Here is a 17,636-nt window from a genome sequence, read left to right on the forward strand (position 1 = left end):
GAGCAATCTTTTCTGCTACATTCGGGGGTATAATGGGCTTATTTCCGGCAAATTTTTGTCAAGTAACCAGACATGATTGTAAAGTTATCGTGCCATCGTTATTTTTTTTGCAGGTGAAGCGTAAATAACCATACTCTTGGAAGCCCCCTGTGTTGGTCACAAAAGTGAAGCCAGCGGCCTTTCCGTAAAATTTCGTCCCATGTCGTGAACATAATCCCCTCGGGAGGATCGACGATGAAGCCATCAGAAACACGCAAATTTGGCCGTAACAACTTTAGTGTTACAGCTTTTGCTTTCGGGACCGCGCCGCTTGGAAATTTTCTGCAGGAAGTGCCCGAAGAAGCCGCCAATCAGATGATACAACATGCCTGGGATGCAGGAATCCGGCTATACGATACGTCTCCGATGTATGGTCATGGTCTGGCTGAACTGAGGCTCGGACAGGCTCTCAGGTGGAAAAACCGGGACGACTTTGTTGTTGCCACGAAAGTTGGCCGCACACTGCATGCCGCGCCTCGTGCCAAAATCGATTTCGCTCCCTGGGTCAATGCAGCACCCAACCGCATGAAATTTGACTATACTTATGACGGGACAATGCGATCCTTTGAAGATTCATTACAGCGGTTAGCTCTTGAACGGATCGATATGGTGTTTATCCATGACATTGACCGGTTCACACACGGGCAAAACCAGCCAGAAGTTTTCAAACAGGCAATGGACGGAGCCTGGCGAGCGCTTGAAAAACTGCGTACCGAGGGTGTCGTCAAGGCTATTGGCGTTGGTGTGAATGAATGGGAAGTTTGTCATACCGCCCTTCAACAGCATGATTTCGACTGCTTTTTGCTTGCGGGTCGTTACACCTTACTTGAACAGGATGCTTTGCGGGATTTTCTACCGCTTTGTGAACAAAGGAATGTCACGTTACTTGTCGGCGGGGGCTTTAATTCGGGTATTCTCGCCACAGGCGCTGTAAAGGGGGCTAAATATAATTACGCTCCTGCTCAGCCGCATATTCTCGAACGCGTTTCCCGCATTGAGGCTGTTTGTAAACGACATCACGTTCCGTTGCCTGCGGCGGCTCTACAGTTTGTGGTGGCACACCCGGCGATTTCGTCTTTTTGTGCAGGCACCCGGAATACCAGTCAGCTCACGCAAAACCTGGCATGGTTCAGTCATCACATTCCAGAAAAGTTCTGGATTGACCTCAAGACCGAGCGCCTTCTGGCTGAAGATGCACCAACCCCTGTTGCAGCATAACGTATCGTCTGGAGAGGGGGTGGCACCGGTTGTCGCCCCTCTCCAGATCTCCGTGACATTCATCTTTTTGCGATCTGTACGTTTTCTTTTCCAAATTCCATTTCGCGCTATGGACAGTCAATCTGCTATATGTAACATAAATACCGTTATGTATTCTGGAATAAGCGTTATCTTTTGGAGTGACAGAACATAGCGTTATCGAGCTTCTTCCAAGGTCATCCATGCTTGTCATGACCTTGAAGGTCTCAGGCGTTGTGAATGACTCTGAAAAGATAGCTCTCCCGGGATCTTGGTAATCTGCACGTTACAAACTGGGTATGGCCTTATGGATCTGGTTCTTGGAGTTGATGTTGGAACAGGGAGCGCCCGAGCAGGTCTCTTTACCCTTGATGGGGAAAAGAAGGCCTCTGCCGTCCAGCCGACACGTACATGGACGCCAGCCCCTAACTATGCCCAGCAGTCTTCCGCCAATATTTGGGAGGCTGTTTGCACCGCAACTCGCGCGGCGCTTTCCAAACTCGATCAGCCCTATCGGATTGTAGGTATTGGCTTCGATGCAACCTGCTCTCTTGTCGTCCTTGATCCAGAAGGCCGTCCGTTATCTGTCGATCCTGAAGGTGCGGATGGGCAGGATATTATCCTGTGGGCCGATCATCGTGCCCTGAAGGAAACCACCGAAATTAATGCCGGTGGCTACGACGTCCTGCGTTATGTGGGAGGAAAAATCTCCCCGGAAATGGAAACGCCAAAGCTTCTTTGGCTCAAACGGAACCTGCCGGATATTTTCGCCAAAGCTGGGCATTTTTTCGATCTGCCGGATTTTCTGACATGGCGGGCTACAGGCTCTCTCTCTCGCTCAGCATGTTCCACGGCCTGCAAATGGACCTATCTGGCTCATGAAGATCGTTGGGATGACACTTACTTCAAAGCCATTGGTCTTGAAGAACTGACAGAGAATAATTTTTCCCGGATCGGCAATGATATTCGTGCATTGGGCGGGATTGTTGGCGAAGGTCTGAGTGCTGAGGCCGCTGCTGAGCTAGGTCTTGAGCCCGGTATTCCTGTTGGAGTGTCTGCCATTGATGCGCATGCAGGTGGTATTGGCGTCTTCGGTATTGAAGCAGCGGGAGCGCTTTCAGATGATGTACTTGAGCGCTCAATTTCGCTAATCTGTGGCACGTCCAGCTGTCATATGGCAGCGTCCAAAGAAGCGCGATTTGTTCCGGGCGTCTGGGGGCCATACTGGAACGCCATGGTTCCTGACATGTGGCTCAATGAAGCGGGTCAGTCTGCAACTGGCGCGCTGATTGACTTTGTCATTTCCAAGCATGCTTCTGGTCCTGCGCTCAAGCAGGAAGCAGAACAGTCGGGTACAAACATATACGCGCTGCTGAACGATCGCGCGGATGCTCTTGAGCAGGGTAAACTTCCGGGAACGAGCACGGCGAACCTGCATGTGCTCCCGGATTTCCATGGGAACCGCTCCCCGCACGCTGATCCTGACCTCAAGGGTGTCGTGAGCGGGCTAAGCCTCTCAGCCAATACGGATGATCTGGCGAAGCTGTATCTCGCTACGCTGCAAGGTCTCGCATACGGCACCAAAGACATCATTGATGCGCTCAATGCCCAAGGCTACCGGATCGACACGATCCTCGCCACGGGGGGTAGCACCAAGAATCACGTTTTCCTGCGTGAGCATGCTAACGCAACAGGCTGTCGCATTCTCCTGCCCGAAGAGCCGGACTCCGTTCTTCTGGGGGCAGCCATACTTGGTGCCGTCGCCAGCGGCGAATACGCGGACCTTCGCACCGCCATGGCCCGGATGAGCCATGCCGGAACCGAAATCCTGCCTGATGAGCGCACTACCGCTTATCATTCAGCCAAACGTTCCATCTGCCATGACATGCTGAATAGCCAACTCGCATGGCGTCAGCAGATGCGGGACGTCCTCGAACCTGCCCCTTCTCACTGATCCTGCATCCTTTTTCGAAAGGTCTGAGTTTCATGTCCCGTCTAAAGTCACTCTGCGCGCTGACCCTTCTCTTGAGCGGTTCAGTTCTTTCCTCGGCTCATGCTGCTGGCACCCTGACAATCGCCACCGTGAATAACGGCGATATGATCGTCATGCGGCAGCTTTCCTCGGAATTCGAGAAAGCCCATCCGGATATTCATCTGAACTGGGTAACACTGGAGGAAAACGTCCTTCGCCAGCGTGTTACGACCGATATCGCCATGAAGACAGGGCAGTTCGACGTCGTGACCATTGGCAACTATGAAGTTCCCATCTGGGCCAAGCAGGGCTGGCTGACGGAACTCAAGCCGGATGCAGCCTATGACGGAAATGACGTCCTCCCATCTGTGCGTGACGCTCTGACGTCTGACGGCAAGCTGTACGCCCTGCCCTTCTACGCAGAAAGCGTCATGACCTATTACCGTAAGGATCTGTTTCAGAAGGCTGGCCTGACCATGCCAACAGACCCGACTTACGACCAGATCCGCCAGTTTGCGGACAAGATCACGGACAAGGCCGGTCAGGTCTATGGCATCTGTTTGCGCGGCAAGCCGGGTTGGGGCGAGAACATGGCTTATGTCAGTTCACTGGCCAATACCTATGGCGCCCAGTGGTTTGATATGTCCTGGAAGCCTCTGTTGACGTCTGATGCCTGGAAGAAGGCGCTGACATGGTACGTTTCGGCGATGAAGGAAGATGGCCCTCCGGGTGCCACGTCCAACGGCTTCAATGAAAATCTGGCCCTGTTTGCCAGCGGCCATTGTGGAATCTGGATTGATTCCACCGTCGCTGGTGGTCTGCTGTTCGACCCGAAGCAGTCACAGGTGGCTGACAAGGTTGGTTTCGCATCGGCTCCCAAAGGTCCGTATGGCAAGGGCCCGACATGGCTGTGGGCCTGGAGCCTCGCCGTTCCGGTTAGTTCCCATCAGAGTGCCGATGCCCAAACCTTTATTACATGGGCGACGTCCAAGGATTACGTGAAGCTGGTTGCCGACCGTAAAGGATGGGTTGCCGTTCCTGCAGGCACGCGCGCATCCACCTATGCTGCCCCTGAATACCAGAAGGCCGCACCCTTCGCCTCTTTCGTGCTAAACGCCATCAAGACGGCTGATCCGAACGGACAGACGGCTCAGCCACGTCCTTACACTGGCGCACAATTCGTGGGTATCCCAGAGTTCCAAGCCATGGGAACGCAGGTTGGGCAGACCGTTGCCGCTACACTCTCCGGTCAGATGACGGTCGATCAGGCTCTTGCGTCCGCACAATCTTCCGTAACCCGTTCGCTGCGCCAGTCCGGCCGCGCCAGATAAGGCTCCAATGCCATGCAGGTCGTCGTCGAACATAACCCCACACCGGGTGCCTCCGCGCAGAAGGGAAAAGGAGCAGGTTTCCTGCTTCTTTCTCCGGCTGTTCTGATTCTTCTTGTCTGGTCGATCGTCCCGCTGGGAATGACCCTATGGTACTCCCTTCTGAACTATAATCTTGTAGACCCGACGCTTCACGGCTTCGCAGGCTTCAGCAATTACTGGTACCTGCTGACCGATCCTGATTTCCTGCACTCCCTCCTCAACACGTTCATTCTTGTAGCTGGCGTGCTGGTCATCAGTGTTGGTGGCGGGACACTTCTGGCTGTCCTGTATGATCAGGAGTTTTTCGGACGTGGTATTGCCCGTGTGCTGGTGATTTCTCCGTTCTTCATCATGCCAACGGTCTCCGCCCTGCTTTGGAAGAACCTGATGCTGCACCCGATTTATGGCGTTTATTCCGCCATGATGCGGGCTGTCGGCCTCACACCGATCGACTGGCTGGCGAAGTTTCCGCTTCTGACAGTCATGATGATCGTTGCATGGGAGTGGCTTCCTTTCGCTGTGCTTATTCTCCTCACAGCCGTTCAGTCGCTGGACAGCGAGCAGAAAGAAGCCGCCCGTATGGATGGCGCAGGTCCTATCGCACGGTTCCGTCATATTATTCTGCCCCATCTGGGGCGTGCGATCAGTGTCGTGGTCATGATCGAGACGATCTACCTGCTGACGGTTTTCGCAGAAATTTCTGTGACGACGGCTGGCGGCCCTGGCGTGGCGTCCACCAATCTGGCTTACCTGATTTACTCTCGCGCCCTGCTTCAGTTCGATGTGGGCGGTGCGTCTGCCGGTGGTATTATCGCCATCATCATCGCCAATATCGTTGCGGTCTTTCTCGTCCGTTCCGTTGCTCGCAATCTGGAGGTGTGAGATGGCCGTCAAAACGAAACGCAGTACTCGGATTGCCGTCACCCTTCTGGGATGGGGCATTGCTCTTTGGCTCTTTTTCCCGATTTTCTGGATGATTCTGACCGGCTTCAAGAGCGAAGTGGAAGCGGTATCAACGCCGCCAAAACTGTTCTTTATGCCAACGCTCAGCAGCTATGCGGAAGTTTTCGAGCGTGCCAGTTACTGGCATTTTGCACTTAATACCGTCATCGTGTCAGTCGGTGCGACAGCGGGCGCCCTGTTGCTGGCCATTCCGGCCGCATACTCGATGGCCTTCATGCCTTCAAAACGAACGCGCGGCACGCTGCTCTGGATGCTCTCGACCCGGATGCTGCCCCCGGTTGGCGTACTGGTTCCCATTTATCTCCTGGCCCGCAACACGCACCTTCTGGACACATGCACCGGTCTGGCAATCGTGGATATGCTCACGAACTTACCGATTATCGTCTGGATGCTGTTCACATTCTTCCGTGAAGTCCCGGCTCCCATTCTGGAAGCGGGCCGTATGGATGGCGCTACCCGCTGGCAGGAAATGACAATGGTCCTTCTGCCTCTGGCATTACCCGGCATTGCGTCCACGGCCCTGCTGTCGCTGATCCTCTGCTGGAACGAGGCCTTCTGGTCCCTGAACCTGACGTCTTCCAATGCTGCCCCGCTGACGGCTTTCATTGCCTCGTTCTCGTCCCCGGAAGGGCTGTTTTTCGGCAAGCTTTCCGCCGCCTCTACCCTCGCTGTGGCTCCCATTCTTGTTTTTGGCTGGATCAGCCAGAAGCAGCTTGTCCGCGGCCTGACATTCGGAGCCGTGAAGTGACCGATCTCTTCCTTCCTGCCGTTGCCCCTATGCTTGAAAACGGGATCTGACCCATGGCCACGCTTGAACTCAAGAACATCCGCAAGACGTATCTTACGGAAGAAATTATCAAGGGCATTTCCCTGTCGATCGAGAACCAGGAATTCGTGGTGTTCGTCGGGCCATCTGGCTGCGGTAAATCCACACTTCTGCGCATGATTGCTGGCCTCGAAGACATTACATCCGGTGACCTGCTGATTGATGGTCAGCGCGTCAACGACGTGGAGCCCGGCAAGCGCGGTCTGGCGATGGTGTTCCAGTCCTATGCGCTCTATCCGCATATGAACGTCTACAAAAACATGGAATTTGGTCTGAAGCTTGCCGGGATGCCGGAGGCAGAGCGCAGGCAGAAGATCGAGCATGTTGCCCGTACGCTTCAGCTTGAGCCCTATCTGAATCACAAGCCGGGCCAGCTTTCAGGTGGGCAGCGTCAGCGCGTGGCCATTGGGCGTGCTATTGTCCGTAACCCCAAGGTATTCCTGTTCGACGAACCGCTGTCCAACCTTGACGCCGCTCTGCGTGGCCAGATGCGTGTGGAGCTTTCGGCTCTTCATCGTAAACTTGGTGCCACGACGATCTATGTGACCCACGATCAGGTTGAAGCCATGACCATGGCTGACAAGATTGTCGTTCTTCAGAAGGGTGTTGTTGAGCAGATCGGTTCTCCGCTGGAACTGTACCATCACCCTCGCAACCTCTTCGTGGCAAAATTCATCGGGTCCCCTCCCATGAATTTCTTCTCCGCCATTTTCCAGGATGGCAACGCAGAAGGTTCCACGGTTCAACTTCGGGACGGAACAGTGATGCATGTTCCAGTCGCGCCGCCCGGAATTCTGCCGGGCACTAAGCTCACGCTCGGTATTCGGCCTGAACATCTTGAACTTGCCGCCCCCGGCCCGAATAGCAGCATCGTCGAAGTGATCGAACGGCTGGGTGCGACCACACTCGTTCACGTTCGTCTGGAAGACGGTCAGGTCGTTGTTGTCCAGACGGATGGCTTTACAGACATCGAAGTCGAAACACGCGTGAGCCTGACGTTACCTCCTCAGTACTGTCATCTTTTTGCCCCTGATGGACTGGCCTTTGAGGCCTGTCGTCGTCATCCCCTCGCCGCCTGAACTCAGGAATACTTAAAATGTACATGGAAAAACTTCGTCTCGATGGCCGTACCGCAGTTGTGACCGGCGGCGCACAGAATATCGGCTTGGCCTGCGTGACGGCTCTGGCTGAAGCCGGGGCACGCGTTGTAATCGCAGACCTGGATGAGGCTCTGGCCGCGAAAGCTGCGGAGGAACTTCGTGGTGAAGGGCTGGATGTCAGCAGCATTCGCATGGATGTTACGAACACGGAAAGCGTCCAGACCGCTATCAAGACCGTGCACGAGCAGGAAGGTCATCTGGATATTCTGGTTGCCTGTGCCGGGATCTGTATTTCCGAAGTCAAAGCGGAGGACATGACGGACAGCCAGTGGCTCAAGCAGGTCGACATCAACCTGAATGGCATGTTCCGCTGCTGCCAGGCCGCAGGTCGCATTATGCTCGAGCAGAAGAAAGGGGCGATTGTTGCGATTGGCTCCATGTCCGGGCTGATTGTTAACCGCCCACAGCAGCAGGCGGCTTATAATGCCTCCAAGGCGGGAGTGCATCAGTATATCCGCTCCCTGGCCGCGGAATGGGCGCCTCACGGCATCCGTGCCAACGCCGTTGCTCCAACCTATATCGAAACAACCCTGACACGCTTCGGCATGGAAAAACCGGAACTGTATGATGCCTGGATTGCAGGGACACCAATGGGGCGTGTAGGGCAGCCGGACGAAGTCGCTTCCGTCGTGCACTTTCTGGCTTCGGACGCTGCGAGCCTGATGACGGGTTCGATCGTCAACGTGGATGCCGGCTTTACTGTCTGGTAATCAACATTCGAAACACCGGGCCTGTCATCAGGCCCGGATGTCTCAACTCCGGCGACTCATCAATGGATCAGTCCGGCTTGGCCGTCCGGTCTCCACATGCCCGGCAACCTGTATATGCCCTGCTGTGCCGCCCTTGCGACGGGTGACCGTCAGATCGTACCAGAAGTCACTTCCAGCAAGAGGATAAAAGCGGGATAGCTCCTGCCTAGGCTTTAGAAGAGCAGTCCAGTCAGCTGTCGCACCATAGGCGTCTTCGACAACCAGTTCCGCACCTTCCGACGCAATGCTTTTGAGAAACAGCGTCACGCCTTCCGTCTCTTCGCGAACACGGACCTGCAAATCTGAAATGTTTTTGCCAGAGCGGTAGAAACCATTGGGTCCAGAAAGCGTGAAGTCATCATGCGGATGAAGCGAAATACTTAATGTGGCTCCCTCACCAACAGTATAGTGACGTGACGGGCCTTGCCCTGAGAGGCGAAAAACTGCTCCCTTTACACCTGTGTTGTTGAGAACGATCTCGGCTTTCTCCGTGTTCACCATCAGGTCTGCTGCCAGATGATACGGAAGAGCACACGTCGCCCTCTGCCCTTCTTCCTGCCGTGGCAACGTCTGGTATTGCGGAACCAGAGGTGGAGGCAACATGCAGGACTTGCGGGTCTGCGGCATGTAATCGTCTGTATTGGGAAGATCAGCCTGCCAGCGTGTATCTTTGGCTGAGAAGTCAAAAGCAGATGTCAGATCCCCGCAGACAGACCGTCTCCAAGATGTGATGTTTGGAGCCTGAACCCCGAAGCGCTTTTCAAGAAACATCAGAACAGACGTGTGGTCGAACACTTCCGAATTGACACGTCCGCCCTTGCTCCACGGGGAAATGAGGATGGCAGGTACGCGCGGTCCAAGACCTACAGGAACGCCATGATAGCTCTCACCAGTGACAGACACCGTGCTGTTTCCTTCGTCTCCGCCAAGTACGGGAACCGGAGGAGGAACATGATCGAAAAAGCCGTCATTTTCATCATAGTTCAGGATAAAAACTGTTTTAGACCATACGTCCGGATGGCGGACAAACACATCCATCAGGCGTGAGATCAGATGCTCGCCGTAGCCGGGGGGTGCGTTCGGGTGTTCAGAGAGCGCAGCAGCAGGCACGATCCAGGAGACCTGCGGCAATGTCCCTGCAGCCACATCCTTTTCAAATGCCTCGATCAGGAAGCGCCCTTCGGATGTCGCAGCATTTTCAGCCGTGGAGCCTTCAACAATCCGACGCCCCTGTTGATATTGCCAGGACTGCTCGGAAAGCCCCCGAAAAGCGGTAAACCCTGCCAGAGCGTTGTCTCCGAAATTGTCGTATTCCTGATAAACCTTCCAGGACACGCCAGCTTTCTGAAGCTCTTCGGCGTAAGTCGTCCACTGAAAGGACTGAAATTTCGGATTGTCGTGGCGCATATCGGCCGAGACGTTCCCGTCATCGACGTTCTCGACCGCCTGCTTGCCATCATGTCCGACGCTTAATCCGTTTGTTCCGGAAAACAGAAAAAGCCTGTTTGGATTGGTCGGCCCAAAAATCGAGCAGTGATAGGCGTCGCAGATCGTGAAGGCGTCTGCGAGCGCGTAGTAATAGGGAATATCCCGACGCGTGAAATGGCCCATCGTCATGGCGGTCTTGTGCGGGATCCAGCAATCCCACTCGTTCCAGACTTTCTGGCTACCCTTCCAGCTATGATCCAAGCTGGCGATGCAGGCGCTCGAAGTATGCACCGTGTTCATGCGGAACGGCAGAACCGTGGAGCCCTCAGCGGTCTTTTGTGCGAAGACGGACGTTCCATCGGGCTGACGTGCAGCACGAGGGTCCCCATATCCCCGTACACCGCTCAGGCACCCAAAATAATGATCGAAAGAGCGGTTTTCCTGCATCAGGATCACCACATGCTCGACATCCTGAATGGTGCCTGTTTTCCGGTTGGCCGGAACCGCAAGAGCCTGTTGCAGATTACCGGGCAGTGTTCCGGCAGCCGCAAAAGCGGCTCCCAGTTCAAGAAATCTGCGTCGGCTGGAAAGCGGTCCGGTCATGTGCGGGTCCAATCAGTCGAAGTGCTTGCGAAGCGTGAAGAAGACCATGCGGGGTGCTGCGGCCTGAAGCGTCTGGAAGGTTCCGGATGGGTCGGAATTGACGAAGCCATTGCTTCCAACCGTCGCCACATATTTCTTGTCAAAGAGGTTCGTGACGTTGATCTGCGCATCCAGCCCCCGCAGGAACCAGTTCTGGCTCTGGAAGCGATAGCCAACATTCAGGTTGAAGACGGCGTTGGCTGGAACGGAAGCATCATTGGTATAGGTGTAGTAACGTTTGTCCTGAAACTGCATCAGGACGTTCCCCCAGATTGCGCCGTCATCATAGCCAAGTTCTACGTTGGCAAGATTTGATGGCATACCAACCGTGTGCCGCCCCTTGATGCGGGCAGACACAACGCCATCCGCATACACATTGTCATCATACAGGGAGTTGTTGAAAGCATAGGACGCGAACAGCGACCAGTTCCGTGCAAACTTCCAGTTCGCCGCGACATCCACGCCGCGCGCTGTAACGCCACCCACGTTGCTCAGAACCGAGGCATTGCCCTGGATACCGACGCCTTGCGTCACAGCCAGAAGACGGTTCTGGAACTCGACATAATACCCTGTAACGGAAGCCTGAAACGTCCGGTTATGGAAACGGTATCCAAGCTCTTCCGTGTTGGACATCTCGGGCTTCAGCTTCTTCTGAAGCACTTCAAAGCCAGCTGTCGTTGTGGAGAAAGGACCTGACGTCTGGGCGCTGTCAAAAGCGGCCATATTGCGCGCGTAGTCTGCGAAGATTTCGTTGTGCTGGTTGATGCGATAGTTCGCACCAATCTGCGGCAGAAAACCATTCGAGGCACTCAAAGAGCCGGATGGGTAGGTTGTTCCGGTCGGTGTCCCCATCAGATTGCCGCTCAGAGCACGGGCAGAGTTATCCACGATGAGAGATTTGAAGCCATAGGTGAGCTTCAGTGCTGGCATGATCTGCCATGTGTCGCCCAGATGAACCTGATAAGTTTTGGTATTAAATGTGCTCTGCCACTGGGTGTAGAAAGAATTTCCCTGATACCAGTGAATGGATGACGGAGCCCCGCTGTCCTGAAGCGGGTAAAAACGACGGGCCTGCTCGAAATTGTTGTTTTCGAACCAGAAGCCCCAGTCGATTGTGTGGTTCGCGATCTTATATGTCAGGCCACCGATAAAGCCCGCACGGTGAATGTCATATTCCGTGGTACGGGTCGTCAGCGGTGAGCCTCCCAGAGCCGCTGGCGTCGCGAGATAGGGTGTGACCCATGCGCCCTCACCCGTGTTGGTATGACCATATCCGGTCACGAAGCCTTTAAGGCGGCTCGTGATATCAAAATCCAGACGGCCATAGCCCATGGCATCTTCACGCAGACCTGCAGCATTATAATAGACCGTGTCCTGATTTTCGACACTGGATGGAAAGGCCGTGCCGTTCTGATAGGCCGTGGCAATTTGCTTGGCGAGAGCATAGTTACCTGTAATGTTGTCGAGCCTGTATCCGTATTTACTGATCTGGGCGAGCGAAAGATCCTGATAATCGTTTTCCTTACGCTTGGACCAGTCCCCGAAAACTGTCAGTTTTACATGCTCTCCGAATGGCTGAATATACTTGGCGTTGGCCTGGTCCTGAACCTGAACACCGTCGCCCTTCCACTTGTTGGCGTCCTGATGATTGTAGGACACGTAGAAGCGGCCACCGCCTTTGAGTTCGCCGCTGTTAATACGGGCAAATGTACGCCAAGTTGACGCCGAGCCGATCGTTCCGGCCACATCCACACCGAATTTTTTGGTTGGATCGACGGATGTAAATTGTAACGCACCGCCCAGATCGTTCGATGCCGCTACACCCAGTGCACCCGCGCCCTGTGTCAGCGTCGAGGGACCGTTGTTTTCGGTCTCAAGAGCGCGACCGATAGAGAGCCCGTTATCATTACCATAGGCCAGATTTCCCAAAGGAATGCCGTCCATCGTGAAGCCGAGGCGGCTCTGATCGAACCCGCGGATAACGATCTGCTGGGACCATTCATAAGATCCCAGTGGGTCAGACGACGTGAACATGACGCCTGGTAGTTTGGACAAAGTCTTGAAGGGGCTTGTTCCTGGCGTCATTTCCTGAATGGCCCTACGGGAAATGGTCTGCGTCTCACGCGCGGCGCCTGCCCCAAGAACAACGACGGATTCTGCGGATGCCGCTTCAGTGGATCGCGGCGCGCTCTTTTTGGCAGATACTTTTTTGGCCTGTGTAGTGTGCGACGTGGCCTTTAGCGGGGAATGACTGGAAGCTGCATCGTTTGCAAACACAGTCTGAGGAACTGAGAGAGCGACAATTCCGCTCAGACAGGTCGTCAGGGCAAGCATCATATTCATTCTTGTGTATTCCCGCTAGGGCGTGAATCGGCCCGTGAATTTGCGGGGACGTTATGAAGGCGGTTCCTTTCTGTCGTGTTATCGTTTCAAGACATTGCAATATGGTTTTCACATTTAAGAGCACGGACAAAAAAAGCCCGCCGAATGGCGAGCCTTTTCGATAGGAAAACGGATTTTTCTAAATTTTCTCAAGCAAGAATATAGAACAGCAATGCCGAAACCGTAATTGTAACAGGCAGGGTAAAGAGCCAGGCCAGAGCAATCTTGGTCAACATATGCATGTTGATTCCTGACCCGGACGCCACCATCGTTCCTGCCACACCGGACGTGATGATGTGCGTTGTGGAGACCGGCAGGCCTGTATAACCAGCGGTCATGATCAAGCCTGCCCCGACAACTTCGGAGGCTGCGCCCTGCGCAGGGTTCAGGTGAGCTTTGCCAATCCCCTCGCCCAGCGTCTGAACAATACGACGATACCCGATCATCGTTCCGATGCCGAGGCAGAGCGCACTGAGAAGACGAACCCAGAAGGGTGCGTATTCCACGGTGGGACGAAGTTTCTTGGCGAGTGAGGCTGCTTCTTTTTTCTGCTTGTCCGACGCAGCGGGATTGGACGTTACCGAGCGCAATCCGGACAGAACCTGATAGATGTCTCCCCGCGTCTCAGCCGGGCTCGCATGAATTCCCGCACCTTTTTCAAGACGATCAATGGACGCCATTGCATCAGCCTTGAAAGAGTATCGATCAAATTCTGCAACCAGTGGACGTGCCGCCTGAACGTCTTGACGAATGACATCGTATTGTACCGGAACCTGCGGGTTCAGAGCAAAAGCGGCAGGCATCAGGCCAATGATGGTCAGCATGATGAGGCCGATACTTTTCTGTCCATCATTGTTGCCATGCGAGAAGCTGACCAACGTACAGGTCGTGATCAGCAGTGCTCGCACAATCGGGTTGGGTTTGTGGTGCGGCTCGGGGCGTTGATAAAGCGCCGGAAGATGCACAAACTTCCGGATGAGCAGGAACAGGATGCCTGCACCAATGAAGCCAAGTGGTGGTGAGACGGCGAGTGTCGTCAGAACTTTCCAGATCTGGTTCCAGTCCACGCTATGTCCTAGGTCACGGGCATGAAGAAAGGAGTCTCCAATAGCAATGCCGACAAGCGAGCCGATCACGCAATGAGAAGACGAATTCGGGATGCCAAACCACCAGGTTAGCAGGTTCCAGGCCAGAGCCGTGCCAAACAGAGACACAAGCATGGGAACCGCAGGATTCCCATTCGGTGGCGATAACACATCTGGCGGCAACAGTTCGACCAGCGTGTAAGCCACGGCAATACCGCCGAGGAGCACACCCAGAAGATTCATCAGGCCGGACCAGACGACCGCGACCTTGGGCTTGAGAGAATTGGTGTAAATGACCGTTGCAACGGCATTTGCCGTGTCATGGAAGCCATTGGCAAACTCAAACACGCAGACCAGCAGAAAGCACAGTCCAAGCGCGATGATTGACCAGATAGACTCTGGGGCGAAGTGCAGCATTCTGAATGCCAGCTCCTGGTAAAGGGTAGGTTAATTCTCGTAGCTGCATTCAGGTGTTTGCCAAAGACTGCCTGAGCGTCTTTCATGAAAGTTTCATCGGCGGGAATTATTTCCATCATTTAATGGAACAATCACAATTCTTTCCCGCGCGTTGGGATAAGAAAACTGTGGCTCTATCGCCTGCTTCACTCAAAAGGCTATCCGATGAACCAGCCCGAAAAAAAGCAGCCCCATGAATTATGGCGTGAGACACTCATGTCTGCCTGGAACAACAGACCCAAACCAGAGAAAAGCTCTGGCCTCCATGTCCTTTTTGCCGGTACAGAACGGGCAGATAGCCGCCTGTCCTCCCATTCCCTAACAGATGCTAGATTCCCGCCTGCATGACTTTTCGCGCCACTCTCCTTCTCTCTGCTCTCACGCCTTTTCTGTTGGCTTCAGCCCGCGCAGAAAACGCTCCTCAGGAAACAGAAACCGCGACGCCTATTCGGCATCTGGTGGTGATCTATCAGGAAAACGTCTCCTTCGATCACTACTTCGGGACGTACCCATCTGCCGTAAACCCACCAGGTGAACCGATATTTCAGGCGCGCTCCGATACGCCACGTGCCAATACGCTCGTCACAGCTGATCTTTTACTGAAGAACCCGAACACACGTGCGGAAAACGGAAAAGACGCGTCACTGCCGTTTCGGTTAGATCGCACTCAGGCCAGCACGGCGGATCAGAACCATGCTTACAGCGCCGAACAGCAGGCGTATCATCACGGTCTGGCCGATCTGTTCCCGCGTTATACAGGCCGTGGAACGCCCGGCGGTGTAGGTGCTTTCTCAACCCGTGGGCAGGTCATGGGGTATTTTGACGGCAACACCGTCACAGCTTTTTGGAACTATGCCCAGAACTTCGCCATGAGTGATGCGGCTTATACCGATACATACGGTCCATCCACACCCGGGGCACTGGAAGTCGTGTCAGGCCAGACGAACGGCATGACGATCGTGAAATCTGCCCAGAAGCGCTCCACACCCGAGGTCCAGTCTCCGTTCATCCCGGATGGCCAAGGTGGCTGGACTATGGTTAACGACATTGACCCGGTCGGAGATGTCTGCTCCGTTCCGACCGAACAGGTCATGATGACAAGCCGCAATATTGGAGACCTTCTGAACCAGCAGCATGTCAGCTGGGGCGGTTTCATGGGCGGCTTTGATCTGAATCTGCATAATCCTGATGGAACGACGGGATGCAAACGCCAGACCTATTCTACAGTGGTGGCGCAGAACATTCCCGACTACATCCCCCATCACAACTGGTTCCAGTATTACGCGAGCACGGCCAATCCGACCCATGCGCGCCCTTCATCATCGGATGTCATAGGCCAGACTTTTCAGAAAGACGGGATTCATAAAGACCCGGCCAACCATCAGTATGATCTGAAAGATTTTTACGCGACCGTCCGAGCGGGTCACCTTCCGGCAGTATCCTTTCTCAAGATGCCGGCTCTTCAGGATGGGCACGCTGGGTATTCGGACCCGCTGGATGAGCAACGTGGCGTCGTCAGCGCGATCAATCTGATTCAGAGTAGTCCGGACTGGCGTGATACAGCCATTATTATCGCTTACGATGATTCAGATGGTTGGTACGATCATGCCTATGTCACGCCAACCCACGGGTCCTATGACAACCCGGCTGATCAACTGAATGGCCCCGGTCGTTGCGGAACAGCTCTGGCTCCGGAAGGGGTCTCTGGTCAGCCTGTAAACGGGCGATGCGGCCCTGGGACACGTATTCCACTGATCGTAATCTCGCCATGGGCCAAGACCAACTTCATCAGCCATGTTCAGATCACGCAGAGTTCGATTACACGCTTCATCGAAGATAACTGGTTGCATGGTCAGCGTCTTGGCCAAGGCTCTTTCGACGCGGATGCCGCAGACCTGGCGGACCTGTTCGATTTCGGCCGTCAGCCGCGTCTGTCTCCTGTTTTCCTGAACCCGGAGACGGGTGAGCCTGCCTCACAGCCGTCCGCGTCCCCGCTTTGACCTCACGAACAGTCTGGGGAGCCCTTTATTCCGGGCTCCTTTTGGGCATGTTTTTATCGGGACAACTCCATGCTCAGGGGTGCCTCCCGACAGCAGATGGCAGAAATCCCTGCCCTGTTTCCCTACAACGGCCTAGAATAGAACCATTGTCAGAAATGGCTCAGATAGGGCGGGACATCTTTTACGATCCACTTCTTTCTGGCTCTGGCCGTCTGTCCTGCGCATCCTGTCACGATCCGCATCATCACTACGGGTCGCCGAATAATCAGTCCGTTTTCATGGGCGGGAAAGCTCTCAAAAGCCCCGGGAAACGGGCCATCCCGTCTCTCGCCTATTTGGAGCATGTACCCAATTTCAGTATCGGGCCTGACAACCCGGAGAGCGAAACGGCTCCTGTGCTGCCTGTCGCGGGGGCTACGGCCTCACACGCCGCAAAAAGTGCAATCGCCAGTTCCGCAACAGCCATTGTGCCGCAGGGGGGTCTTTTCTGGGATGGGCGTGCGGATACCCTTCAGCAGCAAGCTCTAGGCCCGCTTTTTGATCCGGCGGAAATGGCTTCCACGCCGTTAATTGCGCGGAACCGCATCGAAAACGCGCCTTATACCAAAAGCCTCAAGGCTCTTGCTGGCCCAGCCGCAGAAACCTCGCCAGATCTGCTTTTATCTGAAGCTCTGTTCGCGCTGGCACGATACCAGATCGAAGAGCCGTCTTTCCATCGTTACAATAGCAAGTTCGATGCGTGGCTTGAGGGAAAGACCCGACTTACACCGCAGGAAAGCGCAGGATATAGGTTATTCAATGATCCCCTGAAGGGCAACTGTGCCGCGTGTCACCTAGATCGACCTCTTCCGGGAAATCTGCCCCCGCTGTTGACGGACCGGCAATATGAAGCTCTTGGTGCTCCACGCAATATGGCTCTCATGGGACCATATGAGAACGGTCATTTCGATCTTGGGCTATGCGAAACCATGCCCGGAGGAGCGGAACAGTCAGGCGCCTATTGTGGAATGTTCGCCACCCCAACACTCCGGAACGTGGCAGACCGCAAAGTCTTTTTCCACAATGGCGTTTTTCATGATCTCCGACGGGTTCTGGATTTCTACGTTCTGAGAGACATTCAACCGGAGCTATTCTATAGCCGCGATGCGCACGGGCATGTTCGAAAAACAGACGATCTCCCAGCGCAGTATCAGTCAAACCTTGATCGAACCGATGCCCCAATGGATCGCAAACCGGGCGATCAGCCAGCACTGACGCCCGAAGAGCGGACGGCTATCATCCGCTTCCTGGAAACTTTAACGGACGGGTGGTCTCCCACCCGCCCGTAA

The 17,636-nt window shown here is 54.6% G+C and carries 12 protein-coding genes; 9 read left to right on the forward strand and 3 right to left on the reverse strand.

Annotated features, from left to right (window positions below):
• The first annotated feature begins 234 nt into the window (after positions 1 to 234).
• The 7 genes from HKD32_RS08600 to HKD32_RS08630 all read left to right on the forward strand — a co-directional run bounded on the left by HKD32_RS08600 (position 235) and on the right by HKD32_RS08630 (position 8,276).
• A complete protein-coding gene (locus HKD32_RS08600; RefSeq protein WP_061930831.1) occupies positions 235 to 1,257 on the forward strand; it encodes an aldo/keto reductase in 1,023 nt (340 codons plus the stop codon).
• Between the two features lie 325 nt (positions 1,258 to 1,582).
• A complete protein-coding gene (locus HKD32_RS08605) occupies positions 1,583 to 3,229 on the forward strand; it encodes an FGGY-family carbohydrate kinase (protein WP_061930828.1) in 1,647 nt (548 codons plus the stop codon).
• Positions 3,230 to 3,261: 32 nt separating this feature from the next.
• Positions 3,262 to 4,578: an ABC transporter substrate-binding protein gene (locus tag HKD32_RS08610; protein ID WP_061931077.1), complete on the forward strand. Its 1,317-nt coding sequence runs from the start codon at positions 3,262 to 3,264 to the stop codon at positions 4,576 to 4,578.
• 12 nt (positions 4,579 to 4,590) lie between these two features.
• On the forward strand, positions 4,591 to 5,499 hold the full coding sequence (locus HKD32_RS08615; RefSeq protein WP_061930825.1) for a carbohydrate ABC transporter permease: 909 nt from the start codon (positions 4,591 to 4,593) through the stop codon (positions 5,497 to 5,499).
• A gap of 1 nt (position 5,500) precedes the next feature.
• Positions 5,501 to 6,328: a carbohydrate ABC transporter permease gene (locus HKD32_RS08620; protein WP_061930822.1), complete on the forward strand. Its 828-nt coding sequence runs from the start codon at positions 5,501 to 5,503 to the stop codon at positions 6,326 to 6,328.
• A 53-nt stretch (positions 6,329 to 6,381) separates the two neighbouring features.
• Positions 6,382 to 7,485 carry an ABC transporter ATP-binding protein gene (locus HKD32_RS08625; protein ID WP_061930819.1) on the forward strand — a complete coding sequence of 368 codons (1,104 nt, stop codon included), beginning with the start codon at positions 6,382 to 6,384 and terminating at the stop codon, positions 7,483 to 7,485.
• 17 nt (positions 7,486 to 7,502) lie between these two features.
• Positions 7,503 to 8,276, forward strand: coding sequence for an SDR family NAD(P)-dependent oxidoreductase (locus HKD32_RS08630; protein ID WP_061930817.1), 774 nt, complete (start codon positions 7,503 to 7,505; stop codon positions 8,274 to 8,276).
• Between the two features lie 42 nt (positions 8,277 to 8,318).
• Here HKD32_RS08630 and HKD32_RS08635 read toward each other — a convergent pair whose 3' ends face one another.
• From HKD32_RS08635 to HKD32_RS08645, 3 genes are all read right to left on the reverse strand, one after another.
• On the reverse strand, positions 8,319 to 10,346 hold the full coding sequence (locus HKD32_RS08635) for a phosphocholine-specific phospholipase C (protein WP_194257843.1): 2,028 nt from the start codon (positions 10,344 to 10,346) through the stop codon (positions 8,319 to 8,321).
• Positions 10,347 to 10,358: 12 nt separating this feature from the next.
• The gene (locus HKD32_RS08640; protein WP_194257844.1) at positions 10,359 to 12,728 is read right to left on the reverse strand and encodes a TonB-dependent receptor; all 2,370 of its coding nucleotides are present in this window, start codon (positions 12,726 to 12,728) and stop codon (positions 10,359 to 10,361) included.
• 188 nt (positions 12,729 to 12,916) lie between these two features.
• Entirely contained in the window at positions 12,917 to 14,269 is a 1,353-nt protein-coding gene (locus tag HKD32_RS08645) for an inorganic phosphate transporter (RefSeq protein ID WP_194257845.1), read from the reverse strand.
• A gap of 383 nt (positions 14,270 to 14,652) precedes the next feature.
• On the opposite strand from HKD32_RS08645, the gene HKD32_RS08650 reads away from it, so the two are divergent.
• Positions 14,653 to 16,308, forward strand: a complete 1,656-nt coding sequence (locus tag HKD32_RS08650; RefSeq protein WP_194257846.1) for a phospholipase C — start codon at positions 14,653 to 14,655, stop codon at positions 16,306 to 16,308.
• 155 nt (positions 16,309 to 16,463) lie between these two features.
• On the forward strand, positions 16,464 to 17,636 hold the full coding sequence (locus tag HKD32_RS08655) for a cytochrome-c peroxidase (protein ID WP_061930802.1): 1,173 nt from the start codon (positions 16,464 to 16,466) through the stop codon (positions 17,634 to 17,636).

Origin of the sequence: Gluconobacter japonicus (genome assembly GCF_015244665.1) — a bacterium.
GTDB classification, from domain to species: domain Bacteria; phylum Pseudomonadota; class Alphaproteobacteria; order Acetobacterales; family Acetobacteraceae; genus Gluconobacter; species Gluconobacter japonicus.